Origin of the sequence: Nocardia sp. NPDC005825, from assembly GCF_040630175.1 — a bacterium.
GTDB lineage: Bacteria > Actinomycetota > Actinomycetes > Mycobacteriales > Mycobacteriaceae > Nocardia.
The window spans coordinates 1-16,208 of record NZ_JBEXXC010000028.1 but is presented as its reverse complement, the minus strand read 5'-3'; the positions used below and the strand labels follow the sequence as shown (position 1 = coordinate 16,208).

Sequence of the window (16,208 nt, the reverse complement as noted above, 5' to 3'; positions counted from 1 at the left end):
CTACGGGCTGGGCGAGGCGATCAGGCCCAGTTCCGCGTCCGAGGCCAGCAGCGGATGGTGCGGCAGGATGCGGATGGTGTAGCCGACCGCACCGGAGATCGGCACCGGTGTCCGGATGGTGAAAACGTCCGCGCCGGAATCGTTTCCGGCGTGCAGCATGGTGAAGCTGTGGACGTCGGTGAGGTCGTCGCTGGGTGAGACCCGCCCCAGCACCGCCTGCACGCTGACGTCGGCGGGGGTCAGCCCGCCCAGGTCGATGCGGGCCCGCAGGTCCAGTTCCGCGCCGATCACCGGGATATCGGGCAGCCCGGCGCTGTCCACCTGCAGGACTTTCACGGTGGGCCAGGCGGATTCGACGCGGCGGCGGTACACCGACAGGTCCTGCGCGCCCTTGAAGTCGTCGGCCGACACCGCGCCGAAGGCCGCGGCGGCGGGCGCGTAGTAGTCGACGGCGTAGTCGCGGACCATGCGCGAGGCCAGCACCTTCGGGCCCAGCGTTCGCAGGGTGTGGCGGACCATCTCCATCCAGCGCACCGGCAGGTCGTCGTGGTCGCGGTCGTAGAAGCGCGGCAGCACAGCGCGTTCCAGCAGTTCGTAGAGCGCGGACGCCTCGAGGTCGTCGCGGCGGTGCTCGTCGCGGACGCCGTCGGCGGTCGGGATGGACCAGCCGTTCTCGCCGTCGCACATCTCGTCCCACCAGCCGTCCTTGATGGACAGGTTGAGGCCGCCGTTGAGGGCGGACTTCATGCCGGAGGTGCCGCACGCCTCGAGCGGGCGCAGCGGATTGTTGAGCCAGACGTCGCAACCCCAGTACAGGTAGCGGGCCATGGAGATGTCGTAGTCGGGCAGGAAGACGATGCGGTGCCGCACCGCCGGATCGTCGGCGAACCGGACGATCTGCTGGATCAGCGCCTTGCCGCCCTCGTCGGCCGGATGGGACTTGCCCGCCACCACCAGCTGCACCGGGCGTTCCGGGTCGAGCAGCAGGGCCCGCAGCCGGTCCGGGTCGCGCAACATGAGGGTGAGCCGCTTGTAGGTGGGGACGCGGCGGGCGAAGCCGACGGTCAGCACGCGCGGGTCGAAAACCTCGTCCACCCAGCCGAGTTCGGCCGGGGCGGCGCCGCGGTCGAGCCAGGAGGACCGCAACCGGCGGCGCACCTCGTCGACCAGGACGCCGCGCAGGGCATTGCGGGTGGACCACAGTTCGCGCAGGTCCACGTCGTTGAGCCGTTCCCAGCCGCGGGCCTCCTCGACCAGTTCGTCGCCGATCAACTCACGGGCCTTGTCGATCCATTCGCGCGCGGCCCAGGTGGGGGCGTGCACACCGTTGGTGATCGAGCCGATCGGCACCTCGGCGGTGTCGAAGCCCGGCCACAGCGGCGCGAACATGGCGCGGCTGACCTCACCGTGCAGCTTCGACACGCCGTTGGCGCGCTGGGCGAGCCGCAGGCCCAGGTGGGCCATGTTGAACACCGACGGATCGGCCTCGCGGCCCATGGCGAGGATGCGGTCCACCGAAACGCCCGGCAGCACCGGGGATTCGCGTTCACCGTGCGCGCCGCCGAAGTAGCGGCGCACCAGCGCGCTCGCGAAACGGTCGATGCCCGCGGGCACCGGGGTGTGGGTGGTGAAGACGGTGCCCGCCCGGACCGCGGTCAGCGCGGTGTCGAAATCCATTCCGGCGACCATGAATTCGCGGATGCGTTCGATGCCGAGGAAACCGGCGTGGCCCTCGTTCATGTGGAAGACGTCCGGATCGGGCAGGCCGTTGGCGCGGGTGTAGGCGCGCACCGCGCGCACGCCGCCGATCCCGGCCAGGATCTCCTGTTTGATGCGGTGGTCCTGGTCGCCGCCGTAGAGGCGGTCGGTGACGGCCCGCAGTTCCGGATCGTTCTCGGCGATGTCGGAGTCGAGCAGCAGCAGCGGGATCCGGCCGACCTGGGCGATCCACACCCGGGCGCGCAGCACCCGGCCCTCCGGCATGGACACGTGGATGAGCACGGGCGCGCCGGAGTCGCCGTCGGTGAGCAGCCGCAGCGGCAGACCCATGGGGTCCAGCGCCGGATAGTGCTCGGCCTGCCAGCCGTCGGCGGTCAGCGACTGCCGGAAATAGCCGGAGCGGTACAGCAATCCGACGCCGATCAGCGGCAGTCCCAGATCGGAGGCGGCCTTGAGGTGGTCGCCCGCCAGAATCCCGAGCCCGCCCGAGTAATTGGGCAGGACCTCGGTGACGCCGAACTCCATCGAGAAGTAGGCGATCCCGCGCGGCCCGCTCTGCTGCTTCTGGAACCAGCGGGGCCGGGCCAGGTAGTCACGCAAGTCCTCCGCGGCGGCATCGACACGCGCCGTGTAGGCCTCGTCCCCCGCCAGCTCGTCGAGCCGTTCGGCGGTCACCTCACCCAGCATCCGCACCGGATCGTTCCCGACCTCGACCCACAGCCGGGGATCCAGCTCCGCGAATACGTCCTGTGTCGGCCCATGCCAGGACCAGCGCAGATTGGTCGCCAACTCGGTAAGAGCAGCCAACCGCTCCGGCAAATGTGCACGAACGGTGAATCGACGCAATGCCTTCACGGTGCTTATTCTGCCCTCCGCTTCGCTCCGGGCTGGTTCACGGCCCCTAAGTCTCGATTCTTCCCTCCTCCGCTCCTCCAAGGCGCAGGTCCATGGAGCCGTTCGCTCCCCCGCTCCGTCAGTCCAGAATCGAGACGGCCGCGAACCTCAGGGCTGGTCTGATGCTGGTCAGCGGTATCCCAGCGCGGAGCATCCGGTAAGCAACCGATAACGTGTTTCAGCATGAGCGAGCAGCAGGTCGAGGCACTGGCCCCCGAGGAGCACCATGAGGGCGGGTTCCGGCCGATCCAGACCCTAGGGCGCGACGCCAGCCGGGGTGGGCCGCACTACGGGGAGTTCATCGAGCAGGTGCGCGGGCTGATGGACCGGGTCCGGCTGGCCTCCCCGACCGACGAGGTCGCCCTCGAGGCCATCGCCACGCTCAAGGAACTCAATGCCAAGCTCGACTCCGCGGTCGGCGACGAGTGGGACGCGCCCGCCTGGCACCGCAACGACCTGCCCGCGCGCGGCAATATCACCCTGCCGCCGTTCCTGATCGACGACGCGAGCGCCGAGGGCGTGCACGCGCGCATCACCTTCCGCACCTTCCACCTGGGCGGCAATGCCGCGGCGCACGGCGGCCACATCGCGCTGGGCTTCGACGACCTGCTCGGCATGACCGTGGCGTTGAACACGCGCGCGGTCACCCGCACCGCCTTCCTGCACGTCGACTACCGGTCCATCACGCCGCTGAACACCGAGCTGAGGGTGCACGGCTGGGTGGAGCGGCAGGAGGGCCGCAAGGTGTTCGTGCGCGCCACCCTGCACGACGGCGACCGGCTGTGTGCCGAGGCGCACGGCCTGTTCCTGCTCCTCAAGCCGGGCCAGCAGTAGTCGCTCCGGTAAGTTCGAAGGCGTGACCGGCCGCATCGCCATCGATGACACCGCCCCCGCGATCCCCGGCGGCCGGCCGTCGAAGGCCGTGGTGGGCGAGGTGGTCCCGGTCCGGGCCGTGGTTTGGCGCGAGGGACATGAGGTCGTGGCCGCGACCCTCGCGGTGCAGGGCCCGGGTTCGGCACGCACGCAACGCATTCGCATGAGCCCGGAATACGAGCCGGACGTGTTCAACGCGGTGTTCACCCCGAGCACGCCCGGCCGCTGGACCTTCCGCGTCGAGGGCTGGAGCGATCCCATCGCCACCTGGCGTTACGGGGTCGAGGCCAAGCTGGCCGTCGGGCAGAGCGCCGTCGACCTGGCCAACGACCTGGAGCTCGGGGCGCGCCTGCTCGACAAGGCCGCGCTCGCGGTGCCCAAGCAGCAGTGGCAGATCCTGCGCGCCGCGGCGGCCGCCCTGCGCAGCGACGCCCAGCTGCCCGCGCGCGTGGCGCCCGCCTTCAGCGCCGAGGTCGGCGAGATCCTGCGGGCAACCCCGTTGCGGGAGTTGGTGACCCACGGGCCGCTGCACACCGTGCAGGTGGACCGGCAGCGGGCGCTGTACGGCTCCTGGTACGAATTCTTCCCGCGCTCCACCGGCGGCTGGGACGCCGCGGGCAAACCGGTGCACGGCACCTTCGCCACCGCCGCCAAGGATCTGCCGCGCATCGCCGCCATGGGGTTCGACGTGGTGTACCTGCCGCCGATCCACCCGATCGGGAAGGTGAACCGCAAGGGGCCCAACAACTCCCTGACCGCGGGCCCCGAGGATGTGGGCTCGCCGTGGGCCATCGGCTCCGACGAGGGCGGCCACGACGCCATCCACCCGCGGCTGGGCACCGAGGCCGACTTCGCCGACTTCGTCTCGGCCGCCCGGGAATTGGGCCTGGAGGTGGCGCTCGACCTGGCCTTGCAGTGCGCGCCCGACCACCCCTGGGTGACCGCCCACCCGGAGTGGTTCATCACCCTGCCCGACGGCACCATCGCCTACGCGGAGAACCCGCCCAAGAAGTACCAGGACATCTACCCGCTCAACTTCGACGACGACCCCGACGGGCTCTACGCCGAGGTGCTGCGCGTGGTCCGGCACTGGATCGGCCTGGGCGTCACCATCTTCCGGGTCGACAATCCGCACACCAAGCCCGCCGACTTCTGGGAATGGCTGATCGCCGCGGTGCACGAGAAGCACCCGGAGATCATCTTCCTGTCCGAGGCGTTCACCCGCCCGGCCCGCATGTACGGGCTCGCCCGCCGCGGATTCAGTCAGTCCTACACGTATTTCACCTGGCGCACCCACAAGCACGAGCTCGAGGAGTTCGGGCGGGAGCTCGCCGCCAAGGCCGACGAGGCGCGCGCCAACCTGTTCGTGAACACCCCCGACATCCTGCACGAGAGCCTGCAGCACGGCGGGCCCGGCATGTTCGCGATCCGGGCCGTGCTGGCCGCCACGCTCGGCGCGACCTGGGGCGTGTACTCCGGCTTCGAACTGTACGAGCACCAGGCGGTGCGGCCCGGTAGCGAGGAATACCTCGATTCGGAGAAATACCAGCTGCGCCCACGGCATTTCGCCGCCGCGGCCGCACGCGGGGAATCCCTGGAACCGTGGCTGACCCGGCTCAACGAGATCCGGCGCGCGCACCCGGCACTGCGGCAGGTGCGCTGCATCCACTTCCACCCGGTGGACAACGACGCGATCCTGGCGTTCTCGAAGATGGATCCGACCACCGGTGACGCGGTGCTCGTCGTGGTGAACCTGAACCCGTTCGGGACCGAGCACGGCATGGTGTCGCTGGACCTGCCGGCCATCGGGCGCGAATGGCACGACCGGCCGGTGGTGACCGACGAGATCACCGGCGAGGAATACCACTGGGGCCAGAGCAATTACGTGCGCCTGGACCCGCATCGCGCGGCCGCCCACATCCTCACCCTGCCGCCGGTCCCGGCCGCCGCGCGCACCGAACTCGCCTATCGCAGATCGTTCCGATGAACCGGCGTGACCTCCTGCTGCTGGCGGCGGGCACGCATCCCGATCCGCACACCGTGCTGGGGGCCCACCCGCATCCGGACGGCACCGTCATCCGGGTGCTGCGCCCGCACGCGGACGCGGTCGCGGCCCGCGTCGGCGAGGTGGATCATCCTCTGACACACCGGGATCATGGGGTGTTCGAGGCCGTCCTGCCGTTCCCGGAGCTGTGGGACTACCGGATCGTCGCCTCCTATCCGGGTGGGCGCACCGTGGTCGAGGCCGACGGCTACCGCTTCCTGCCCACCCTCGGCGACATCGACCTGCACCTGCTCGGGGAGGGCCGCCACGAGCGGCTGTGGGAGGTGCTCGGCGCGCATCCCCGGACCTACCCCTCCTTCGACGGCGAGGTGACGGGCACCGCGTTCGCGGTGTGGGCGCCCAATGCGCGCGGCGTCGCCGTGATCGGGGACTTCGACGGCTGGAGCGGAAACACCGCGCCCATGCGCAGACTCGGCGATTCGGGCGTGTGGGAGCTGTTCCTGCCCGGTATCGGGCCGGGGGCGCTCTACAAGTACCGGGTGCACGGGGCGGACGGGCGCGTGGTCGACCACGCCGACCCCATGGCCTTCGCCACCGAGGTGCCGCCCGCCACCGCCTCGGTGATCACGGAGAGCGAATTCACCTGGGGCGACGGGGAATGGCTGCGGGGACGCGCCCGCACCGACCCGCTGCGCGCGCCGATCAGCATCTACGAGGTGCACCTCGGCTCCTGGCGGCCGGGCCTCGGCTATCGCGAGCTCGCCGAGCAGCTCGCCGAATACGTTCTCGCCCAAGGGTTCACCCATGTGGAACTGCTGCCCGTGGCCGAGCACCCCTTCGGCGGCTCGTGGGGCTACCAGGTCACTTCCTACTTCGCGCCGACCGCCCGCTTCGGCTCCCCCGACGACTTCCGTTTCCTCGTGGATCACCTGCACCGCAAGGGCATCGGCGTGCTCCTGGACTGGGTGCCCGCGCACTTCCCGCGCGACGAATGGGCGCTGGCCCGCTTCGACGGCACCGCCCTCTACGAGCACGCCGACCCGCGCCGCGGCGAGCAACTCGACTGGGGCACCTACGTTTTCAACTTCGGCCGCCACGAGGTCCGCAACTTCCTGGTCGCCAACGCGCTGTACTGGATCGAGGAATTCCACCTCGACGGCCTGCGCGTGGACGCCGTCGCCTCCATGCTCTACCTCGACTATTCGCGCCCGGACTGGGAACCGAACATCCACGGCGGCCGCGAGAACCTGGAGGCCGTCGCCTTCCTCCAGGAAATGAACGCCACCGTGCACAAGCATCATCCGGGCGTGCTGACCATCGCCGAGGAGTCGACCACCTGGCCCGGCGTCACCCGACCCACCGAGGTCGACGGGCTCGGCTTCACCATGAAATGGAACATGGGCTGGATGCACGACACCCTCGGCTACCTGGCCCGCGATCCCGTGCACCGCAGCTGGCACCACAACGAGGTCACCTTCTCCCTCACCTACGCCTGGAGCGAGAACTACCTGCTGCCGATCAGCCACGACGAGGTCGTCTACGGCAAGGGCACGCTGTGGACCCGCATGCCCGGCGACGACTACGCCAAGGCGGGCGGGGTGCGGGCGCTGCTCGCCTACCTGTGGGCGCACCCGGGCAAACAGCTGCTGTTCATGGGCCAGGACTTCGGCCAGTTCCGGGAATGGGACCACGATCGCGGACTGGACTGGCACGAGCTGGAGAACCCGCTGCACCGCGGCATCCAGGCCCTGGTCGGCGACCTCAACCAGCTCTACGTCGGGAATCCGGCGCTGTGGAGTCAGGACACCTCGCCGGGCGGGTACGCCTGGATCGACGCCGACGACCGCGACAACAATGTGCTGTCGTTCCTGCGGTACGGCACCGACGGGTCGATCCTCGCCTGCGTGTACAACTTCTCCGGGCGGCAGCTCAGCGGCTACCGCATCGGATTGCCGGAGTGCGAACAGGATTCGTGGTACGAGGTGCTCAATACCGACGCGGTGGCCTACGGCGGCAGCGGCGCGGGCGCCCGCGGGCCGATCCCGGCCGAACAGCAGCCGTGGCACGGCCGACCGGTCTCGGCCGCCCTCACCCTGCCCCCACACAGCGCGATCTGGCTCTCGACCACGCCACCGGTCGCGCGCGACTGACAGGTCCCTATTCCGGCCGGCCCGGCGAGCGTCCCAGCACCGCCAGCACCCGATCCAGCCCCGCCCCCTGGACACCGGGCACTTCCGGCGCGAACGACGCGCCCGGCCGCTCCCGCTCCGGGCCCCGCGGGACGGCCTCGGCCACCGGCAGCGCCGCGCTCAGCAGGTCGTCGTCGAAGTCCACGGTCCGGCCGAGCGCCCGCGCGACGTCCCAGGCGTGCACGACGTAGTCGATGAAGTGGAAGCTCACCGCCAGCGTCCCCGGGATGACGATGCCCTCGCGGACCTCCGGCAAGGGGAACTGCCGTTCCAGAACACCCGGCTCGGCGAAGGTGGCCAGCACGTGCTCGGCCGCCGCGCGGTATTCGCCGACCGGATCCGCGCCGAGCGGCCGCGGCTTCCACAACCCGATATCACCCTCGCCGCGGGCCGCCGCCGCGAACCCGTAGTGCTGAACGATCATGTGCTCCAGCAGATCTCGCAGGGTCCAGCCCTCGCACGGGGTGGGCGCGTCCAGGTCGTCCGAGGTCACCCCCGCCACCACGTCGATGCTCGCGCGCACCGCGCGGGCGTCCAGTGCGAGCAGTTCCGTTCCCGAGGCCAGCAATTCTTCGTATGTGCTTATCATATGCATCAGCTTACTAATTTCGAGCGATCATGACCAGGAACAATCCGGCGAATTCCACACCAACAGGTCCGCTTCGGGCGCACCCTGGACGGACAGTCGGATCAAGCCCGGGAGGGCCCCGTGGACGAGCGCACCAAGATCACACTGGACGAATCCGAGATCCCGCGGCGTTGGTACAACGTCATCCCCGACCTGCCCGAACCTCCGCCGCCACCGCTGCACCCCGGCACCGGGCAGCCCGTCGGCCCCGAGGACCTGGCCCCGCTGTTCCCCATGGAACTGATCCGGCAGGAAGTGAGCGGCGACCGCTACCTCGACATCCCGGACGAGGTCATCGACGTGTACCGGCTCTGGCGGCCGACACCGCTGTTCCGGGCACGCCGACTCGAGAAAGCGCTCGGCACCCCGGCGCGCATCTATTACAAGTACGAGGGCGTCTCCCCGGCGGGCTCACACAAGCCGAACACCGCTGTGCCGCAGGCCTTCTACAACGCCGCCGAAGGCACCCGCCGCCTGACCACCGAGACCGGCGCGGGCCAGTGGGGCAGCGCGCTGTCCTTCGCCTGCGCGCAGTACGGCATCGACTGCGAGGTGTGGATGGTCCGCGCCTCCTACGACCAGAAGCCGCACCGGCGCACCCTCATGCAGACCTGGGGCGCGACCGTGCACGCCAGCCCCTCCCCGGTCACCGCGGCCGGCGCGAAAATCCTTGCCGACCACCCGGATTCGCCCGGCAGCCTGGGCATCGCCATCAGCGAGGCGGTCGAGGTGGCCGCGGCCGACCCGTTCACCCGCTACGCGCTGGGCAGCGTGCTCAACCACGTGCTCATGCATCAGACCGTCATCGGCGAGGAGGCGCTGAAGCAGTTCGCCGCGGCGGGCGAGCGCGCCCCCGACGTGATCATCGGCTGCACCGGCGGCGGCTCCAACTTCGCGGGCCTGTTCCTGCCGTTCCTGCGCGAAAAGCTCGCGGGCCGAGGGAATCCCGTCATCCGCGCCGTCGAACCGGCCGCCTGCCCGTCGTTCACCCGCGGCATCTACGCCTACGACTTCGGCGACACCGCGGGCTTCACGCCGCTGATGAAGATGCACACCCTCGGCCACGACTTCATCCCCGATCCCGTGCACGCGGGCGGTCTGCGCTACCACGGCATGTCGCCGCTGCTCTCGCACATGTACGAGCTCGGGCTGTTCGAGGCGGTGTCCAAGCAGCAGCGCGAATGCTTCGCCGCGGCGGTCACTTTCGCCAAGACCGAGGGCATCCTGCCCGCCCCCGAACCCTCGCACGCGCTCGCGGCGGTCATCGAGGAAGCCAACCGCTGCACCGCGTCCGGAGAGGAGAAAGTCCTGCTCACGGCGCTGTGCGGGCACGGCCACTTCGACATGACCGCCTACGAACGCTATCTGGCGGGCGACATCCCCGATTTCGAGCTGCCCCAAACCCGCATCGAGGCGGCCCTCGCCGGGCTGCCCAAGCTCTGAACACAGATCAGGGAGCTCCCGCCGCAGGATTCTGTTCCGAATCGCCGCGGTGAGAACTCCCTGATCTCCGAAACCGTCAGTACAGCGCGGCGGCCAGCTTGCGGCGGGCGGCGACGACCAGCGGCTCAGCCGGGTCGAAGAGCTCGAACAGCTCCAGCAGATGGGTGCGGACCCGGGTGCGGTCGTCCCCGGCGGTGCGCTTGACCTGGGCGATCAGCCGGTCGAACGCGGCGTCGGGCTGCTGGTTGAACATCTCGAGGTCGGCGGCGGCGATGGCGGCATCCAGGTCCGCCGGGTCGGCGTCGGCCTTGGCCACCGCGGCCGGGTCGAGATCCTGCACGCGGGAGATGAACTGGACCTGCCGCAGCGCGGCCTTGGCCTCGGCATTGTTCGGCTCGGCGGTCAGGATGTCCCGGTAGGCGGCGATGGCGTTGTCGAATTCGCCGCGCTCCAACGCCTCTTCGGCCGCGACGAAACGGGGATCCTCGGGGACCTCCGGCTCGGCGGCTTCACCCTCGCCGACACCGGGGAGCTTGCCGCGCACGGCGTCCACCACGGCGGCCAGCCACTGCGTCACCTGCTCCTCGGGCTGGTTGCCGGTGAAGTCGGCGAGCGGCTGGCCCGCGGCCACCGCGACCACGGTCGGAATGCCCTGCACGCCGAAGGCCTGCGCGATGCGCATATTGGCCTCGGCCTCGACGGTGGCCAGATCCCAGTCGCCGCCGCTGCGGCCGACCAGCTGCTCGAGCAGCTTCACCAGCTCGATGCTGCCCGGGCTGCGCTGCGAATACAGCGCCACCACCACCGGGACCTGGGTGGAGCGCCGCAGCACTCGATCCTCGAAATTGGCCTCGGTGACGGCGTGGTCACCCGGGACCTCCCCCGCGGGGGCGGCCGGCTGCTTGAGAGCGGACAGGTCCACAGCGCCCGACATGGCGGCGGCTGCGGCGGCGGAAGGACGGCGTGCGGGTCGAGTCACGCCATCCAGTTTGTCACGAAGCGGCGGCGGCGGGCGCCGGGGCTCCGCTCAGTTCACCCAGCTGACCCGTCTTGATCGCCCACCGCTCGAAGAGCACGGAGGTGAACGGCACCACCGAGGAGGCCAGCGCGAGAAGCGTGGTCTTGCCCGGCCATTCGAACTCACGCGAGGCCAGCAGGCAGTTGATCGCGTACGCCAGGAACACGACGCCGTGCAGCATGCCGAACACCATCACCGGCCACTTGATCGGCTGATCGGCGATGCCCAGCGCGTCGGCGCGCTTGAGGGCGGAGCCGATGAACAGCAGCACCCAGGAGGGAACCTCCAGCAGGCCGAAGAACCGCACGCGCTTTGCGACCGTAGACAGGTCGAACAGATCACCCATGCCGACCATTCTGCCGGACAACTACGACACCCTGTAGTGGACCTGGTCACATCCTGGACGGCCGCACCGGATTACTGGTATGGGAAATCCATCGAAAGGACGATGCGGGGTCCGCGGGAACGGCCACGGCCCCGGCTCGACGAGCCGGGGCCGTGCCGTACGAGCGTTGCTACTTCACGCGGATGATCAGGGCGTCGCCCTGGCCGCCACCGCCACACAGGGCGGCCGCGCCGACGCCGCCGCCGCGGCGCTTCAGCTCGTTGGCCAGGTGCAGCACGATGCGGGCGCCGGACATGCCCAGCGGGTGGCCGATGGAGATGGCGCCGCCGTTGACGTTCACCTTCTCCGGGTCGATGCCCAGCGCGCGGGTGGACGCGATGCCGACCGCGGCGAAGGCCTCGTTGATCTCGACCAGGTCCAGGTCGGCGGGCGAAATGCCTTCCTTGGCACAGGCTTTCGCGATGGCGTTGGCGGGCTGGTCCTGCAGGGTGGAGTCCGGACCGGCGACGACGCCGGCCGCGCCGATCTCGGCGATCCAGCTCAGACCCAGCGCCTCGGCCTTGGCCTTCGACATGACGATCACGGCGGCCGCGCCGTCGGAGATCTGGGAGGCCGAACCGGCGGTGATGCTGCCGTCCTTGCGGAAGGCCGGACGCAGCTTGCCCAGCGACTCCGCGGTGGTGTCGGCGCGGATGCCCTCGTCCTCGGCGAACACGATCGGGTCGCCCTTGCGCTGCGGGATGGAGACCGGCGCGACCTCGTCGGCGAACAGGCCGTTCTTCCAGGCCGCGGCCGCCTTCTGGTGGGAGGCGGCGGCGAAGGCGTCCTGCTCCTCGCGGCTGATCTTGTCGGTGTCGTTGCGCTGCTCGGTGAGGGCGCCCATGGCCTGGTCGGTGAAGATGTCGTACAGGCCGTCGTAGGCCATGCTGTCGCGCAGGTTCACGTCGCCGTACTTGAAGCCCTCACGGCTCTTCTCGAGCAGGTGCGGGGCATTGGTCATGGACTCCTGGCCGCCGGCCACCACGATCTCGTACTCACCGGCGCGAATCAGCTGATCCGCCAGGGCGATTGCGTTGATGCCGGACAGGCACACCTTGTTGATGGTCAGCGCCGGGACGTCCATCGGGATCCCCGCGGCGACCGCGGCCTGCCGGGCCGGGATCTGGCCCGCGCCGGCGGTGAGCACCTGGCCCATGATCACGTAGTCGACCTGCTCGGGCGCTACCCCGCCCTTCTCCAGCGCCGCCTTGATGGCGATGCCGCCCAGGTCGGAGCCACTGAAATCCTTCAGCGACCCGAGCAGGCGACCCACCGGGGTGCGCGCACCGGACACGATCACGGAGGTAGTCGTCACGTGGGGCCTCACTTACTGTGTGTCGTCGCGGCCCCGCCAACCATCGGAGCCGTACTCCACGGTAACTCCAGGCACTTCGGCGGGGGTATGCGGGTGCGCGCTACCGTCAGTCCTGTGAGCACTACCGAGAACACCGCATTCATCCCGTCGGAATACGTCGTGGCCGTCGATCACGTGGGAATCGCCGTGCCGGACCTGGATTCCGCGGTCGCCTGGTACCGCGACAATCTGGGCATGGTGGAGACCCACCGCGAGATCAACGAGTCGCAGGGCGTCCACGAGGCCATGCTGTCGGTCCCCGGCACGCCCGAGGGCTCGGTCGCTCTCCAGTTGCTGGCTCCGCTCAACGAGGAGTCCACCATCGCCAAGTTCATCGACCGAAACGGTCCTGGCCTGCAGCAGCTCGCCTACCGCGTCACCGATGTCGAGGCGGTTTCCGCGCAACTTCGTGAACGGGGCTTGCGTTTGCTGTACGCAGAGCCGCGTGGCGGAACCGCTGGTTCGCGCATCAATTTCATCCACCCCAAGGATGCTGGCGGTGTGCTGGTCGAACTCGTCGAACCGGCCGCGAAAACTACTCACTAGTACCGTGTTCCGCCCTCCTAAAGAGGGCGTAACAACATTCGCGGTCGGGTCACCATCCGCGACGGTCAGGCTGTAGTTTGTGGGGCATGTCGTCCACTGAGCCCGATCGCAATCGCTTCGTCGCGCTGCCCTTTACCGTTGTGCGGAAGGGTTATGACCGTGACGAGGTGCGTAACTACTTCGACCGTTTCGATGCCGAGCTAAGGGTCACCGCCACCGACCGCGATGCCGCCGCCGCCCAGGCCCGCAACCTGGCCGCCCAGCTCGAGGATGCCCGGGACGAGATCGACGAGCTCCGTAAGGAAGTCGACCGGCTGTCCGTGCCGCCGACGACCGCCGAAGGCATGTCCGATCGCATCTCCCGCATGCTGCGCCTGGCCTCCGACGAGGCCTCCGAGGTCCGCGCCCAGGCTCAGGCCGAGGCCGCCGAGATGATCTCGATCGCCGAGCAGCAGGCCACCGAAATGCGTGGGAAGTACGAATCGCTCCTCTCCGAGACCAAGGAGAAGCGCGAAGCTCTCGAAATCGAATTCGAGCAGACCCTCGCCAACGCCCGCTCCGAGTCCGCCAAGATCGTCGAGGCGGCCAACGCCGAGGCCGACCGCCTCACCAAGGAGTCCGACGCCAAGCGCAAGGCGACGCAGCAGGACTTCGAGGTCACCATGGCGGAGCGGCGCACCAAGCTGACCCGCGCCATGGAGGAGCTCGAGGCCACCTCCCGCGCCGAGGCCGCCCAGCGCATCAAGGACGCCACCGACGAGGCCAACCGCCTCATCACCTCGGCGACCAACACCGCCGATCGGAAGATCGCGCACGCCAAGGAACTCGCCGAGGAAATGCGTGTCCTCCGCGGCCGCGTCCTGGCCCAGCTGCTCGGCATCCGCGGCCAGCTCGACTCGGTCCCGGCCATGCTCGCCGCCGTCAACCGTGAAAGCGAACTCCTCGACGGCGCACCGGAACAGCGTTCCCTCGCCAAGGGCGGCCGCAAGGCCATCTCCGAGGCGCAGGACGACGAGGACCTCGTCGACGACCGCGAGAACGCCGACATCTCCGGCTAATTCCACCACCCGGGCGACAACCCGTTCCGTACGAAGGCCGCCTCCCACACCGGGAGGCGGCCTTCCTTATGCGCCACCGATGTTGTTGCGCGGCACTGTGATGCGGACCGGAGGCGGCCGGGGATCCGGACAGGCCGCGGAAAGCGGCTGTGAAGGCGTTGAGCGCCCAGAGGTGGTCAGGACCAGCGGCGGGTGATGGTGCGGGTGTTGCGGCCCTTCCAGCAGCCCGTGTGCCAGTGCCGGCGGTCGTCCTCGCCTCCGTACTCGGCCCAGGCCACGATGTGCGGGGTGCCGGGTGGGATCACCTGATCGCAGCCGGGGCAGCGATAGGGTTTCGTGGCCCGGGTGCCGGGAACCGTTCGGACGATGAAGGATTCGTCGGTGCCGGGGCCGTGCTCGGTGCGGCCGAAGACATCGCCGAGGGGGCGCGAATCCTGGTGGGATCGCGCCGAATCCTTGGGGCGGGGCTTGCGCCGGGGCATGGGCCTAGAAGAGCCGGAATTCGCTGGAGTCGGTGCCGCGCAGGGCATCGTAATCCAGGGTGAGGCAGCGGATACCGCGGTCGGCGGCAAGGGTTTTCGCCTGCGGCTTGATCTGCTGGGCGGCGAACACGCCGGCCACGGGGGCCAGCAGGGGGTCGCGATTGAGGAGCTCGAGGTAGCGGGTGAGCTGTTCCACGCCGTCGATCTCACCGCGGCGCTTGATCTCCACGGCCACGGTGGAGCCGTCGGCGTCCCGGCACAGAATGTCCACCGGGCCGATCGCGGTCATGTACTCGCGGCGGATCAGGGTGTAACCGGGACCGAGGGTCTCGATGTGCTCGGCCAGCAGCTCCTGCAGGTGCGCCTCGACGCCATCCTTCACCAGACCCGGGTCCACACCCAGCTCGTGCTTGGAATCCAGCTCGATGTCCTCGACCGTGATCCGGAGTTCCTCGCCGGCCTTGTTGGACACCACCCACAGTTGGCTTGTCTCGGAATCGGTTTCCCGCTCCTCCAGCCAGCACGGCGGGCTCATCCAGTTGAGCGGCTTGTAGGAACCACCGTCGGAATGGACCAGCACCGAGCCGTCGGCCTTCATCATCAGCAGACGACGAGCCATGGGCAGATGGGCGGTCAGACGGCCAACGTAATCGACCTGGCAACGAGCAATCACAAGGCGCACCGGTCGAGTCTAGTGACCGGGCTTCAGCCCAGCAGCATCAGGCAGGCGAAAATCGAGCCGCCCGCCAACATCACGTACTCCGGAACATTCAAGGGCCGCACCACGCCGCCCTGCCGGCGAATCGTCAGCCGCCCGATACCCAGACCGAGGCACAGCGCCAGGAAATGACCCACATTGGTGAAGGTGTGCCACAGCACCACCCCGCCCAGCGCGAACGACAGCCAGGTGCCCGCCCACACCCACCGGCGATGCGGCGGCAGCACAGCCACCAGCGCACCCACCACCGTCATCGCGCCATAACTGACACCCACGTCCTGGGCCATGGCGATGCTGCCGGGGATCAGCTGCGACTGCACAGCCACCCACAGGCCCAGCGCGACCAGAACCGTCGCACCGATATGGCCGACGAAGAAAGTGTGCACAAGCTTCACAGCCCCGAACCTGCGCTCCGCCAACGCGAGCAGGCAGGCCAGCATGGGGACGATCAGGAAGGCCGTGGCCGCGCCCTCACCGACCAGGAAAGCGCTGGAGAACAATGTGCCGAAACGGCCGTTGGTGAGATTGTGCAGGTTGGTGCTGGCGTGCAGCAGGATTCGCGTCTCACGGGGAGCGCTCACCATGGTCAGGGCAAAAGCCACCGCCATCAGCACACCCACGTAGCTGTAGGTGGCGGGGAGCCAGAGAGCCGACCACCGGAAGCGGCGGGCGGTGACGGGCCGCTGAGGCGCGGGCGCGAGGACCATGCTGTCGATCATTGTCTTTCTCATCCAGCCGGGACTGGTTTTCGGCTGGGAACTCTCTGTGGGTATATCCCCGGGATACCCGGGGCATATCAGAATACGCCAAAGGCCCCCAGCAGATGCTGGGGGCCTTCGCGAATGATGTTCCGGCGGTGTCCTACTCTCCCACACCCTGTCGAGTGCAGTACCATC

The 16,208-nt window shown here is 69.2% G+C and carries 14 protein-coding genes; 6 read left to right on the top strand and 8 right to left on the bottom strand.

Features of this window, described 5'->3' with window-relative positions:
* Positions 1-2,574: an alpha-glucan family phosphorylase gene (glgP, locus tag ABZ382_RS35915; RefSeq protein WP_357098632.1), complete on the bottom strand. Its 2,574-nt coding sequence runs from the start codon at positions 2,572-2,574 to the stop codon at positions 1-3.
* A gap of 222 nt (positions 2,575-2,796) precedes the next feature.
* On the opposite strand from glgP, the gene ABZ382_RS35910 reads away from it, so the two are divergent.
* Genes ABZ382_RS35910 through glgB form a run of 3 tightly spaced genes read left to right on the top strand, consistent with a single transcriptional unit; the run spans position 2,797 to position 7,641 of the window.
* Complete coding sequence (locus tag ABZ382_RS35910; RefSeq protein WP_357098629.1) at positions 2,797-3,447, top strand: PaaI family thioesterase; 651 nt, start codon at positions 2,797-2,799, stop codon at positions 3,445-3,447.
* A 22-nt stretch (positions 3,448-3,469) separates the two neighbouring features.
* The gene (locus ABZ382_RS35905; protein ID WP_357098626.1) at positions 3,470-5,473 is read left to right on the top strand and encodes an alpha-1,4-glucan--maltose-1-phosphate maltosyltransferase; all 2,004 of its coding nucleotides are present in this window, start codon (positions 3,470-3,472) and stop codon (positions 5,471-5,473) included.
* Positions 5,470-7,641, top strand: coding sequence for a 1,4-alpha-glucan branching protein GlgB (gene glgB / locus ABZ382_RS35900; RefSeq protein WP_357098624.1), 2,172 nt, complete (start codon positions 5,470-5,472; stop codon positions 7,639-7,641). Before ABZ382_RS35905 ends, glgB begins: the two co-directional genes overlap by 4 nt.
* Before the next feature lie 7 nt (positions 7,642-7,648).
* On the opposite strand, the gene ABZ382_RS35895 is transcribed toward glgB, so the two are convergent.
* The gene (locus ABZ382_RS35895) at positions 7,649-8,269 is read right to left on the bottom strand and encodes a TIGR03086 family metal-binding protein (protein ID WP_357098621.1); all 621 of its coding nucleotides are present in this window, start codon (positions 8,267-8,269) and stop codon (positions 7,649-7,651) included.
* Positions 8,270-8,389: 120 nt separating this feature from the next.
* Here ABZ382_RS35895 and ABZ382_RS35890 point away from each other — a divergent pair, with 120 nt between their 5' ends.
* On the top strand, positions 8,390-9,751 hold the full coding sequence (locus ABZ382_RS35890; protein ID WP_357098618.1) for a TrpB-like pyridoxal phosphate-dependent enzyme: 1,362 nt from the start codon (positions 8,390-8,392) through the stop codon (positions 9,749-9,751).
* A 76-nt stretch (positions 9,752-9,827) separates the two neighbouring features.
* On the opposite strand, the gene ABZ382_RS35885 is transcribed toward ABZ382_RS35890, so the two are convergent.
* The 3 genes from ABZ382_RS35885 to ABZ382_RS35875 all read right to left on the bottom strand — a co-directional run bounded on the left by ABZ382_RS35885 (position 9,828) and on the right by ABZ382_RS35875 (position 12,469).
* Positions 9,828-10,685 (bottom strand): tetratricopeptide repeat protein, encoded by an 858-nt coding sequence (locus tag ABZ382_RS35885; RefSeq protein ID WP_357098680.1) that lies wholly within the window; start codon positions 10,683-10,685, stop codon positions 9,828-9,830.
* Between the two features lie 58 nt (positions 10,686-10,743).
* Positions 10,744-11,115 (bottom strand): DUF3817 domain-containing protein, encoded by a 372-nt coding sequence (locus tag ABZ382_RS35880; protein WP_357098615.1) that lies wholly within the window; start codon positions 11,113-11,115, stop codon positions 10,744-10,746.
* Positions 11,116-11,284: 169 nt separating this feature from the next.
* Positions 11,285-12,469, bottom strand: a complete 1,185-nt coding sequence (locus ABZ382_RS35875) for an acetyl-CoA C-acetyltransferase (RefSeq protein WP_357098612.1) — start codon at positions 12,467-12,469, stop codon at positions 11,285-11,287.
* Positions 12,470-12,556: 87 nt separating this feature from the next.
* Here ABZ382_RS35875 and mce point away from each other — a divergent pair, with 87 nt between their 5' ends.
* Together mce and ABZ382_RS35865 are read left to right on the top strand one after the other, a co-directional pair.
* Complete coding sequence (mce, locus tag ABZ382_RS35870) at positions 12,557-13,054, top strand: methylmalonyl-CoA epimerase (RefSeq protein WP_357098610.1); 498 nt, start codon at positions 12,557-12,559, stop codon at positions 13,052-13,054.
* 86 nt (positions 13,055-13,140) lie between these two features.
* A complete protein-coding gene (locus ABZ382_RS35865; protein ID WP_357098607.1) occupies positions 13,141-14,112 on the top strand; it encodes a hypothetical protein in 972 nt (323 codons plus the stop codon).
* 176 nt (positions 14,113-14,288) lie between these two features.
* On the opposite strand, the gene ABZ382_RS35860 is transcribed toward ABZ382_RS35865, so the two are convergent.
* The 3 genes from ABZ382_RS35860 to ABZ382_RS35850 are packed head-to-tail and all read right to left on the bottom strand — an operon-like array spanning position 14,289 to position 16,031.
* Positions 14,289-14,594 carry an ATP/GTP-binding protein gene (locus ABZ382_RS35860; RefSeq protein WP_357098604.1) on the bottom strand — a complete coding sequence of 102 codons (306 nt, stop codon included), beginning with the start codon at positions 14,592-14,594 and terminating at the stop codon, positions 14,289-14,291.
* Between the two features lie 4 nt (positions 14,595-14,598).
* Positions 14,599-15,276 carry an endonuclease NucS gene (gene nucS / locus ABZ382_RS35855; protein WP_357098601.1) on the bottom strand — a complete coding sequence of 226 codons (678 nt, stop codon included), beginning with the start codon at positions 15,274-15,276 and terminating at the stop codon, positions 14,599-14,601.
* Positions 15,277-15,299: 23 nt separating this feature from the next.
* Positions 15,300-16,031, bottom strand: coding sequence for a rhomboid-like protein (locus ABZ382_RS35850; RefSeq protein WP_357098598.1), 732 nt, complete (start codon positions 16,029-16,031; stop codon positions 15,300-15,302).
* Between the last annotated feature and the right edge of the window lie 177 nt (positions 16,032-16,208).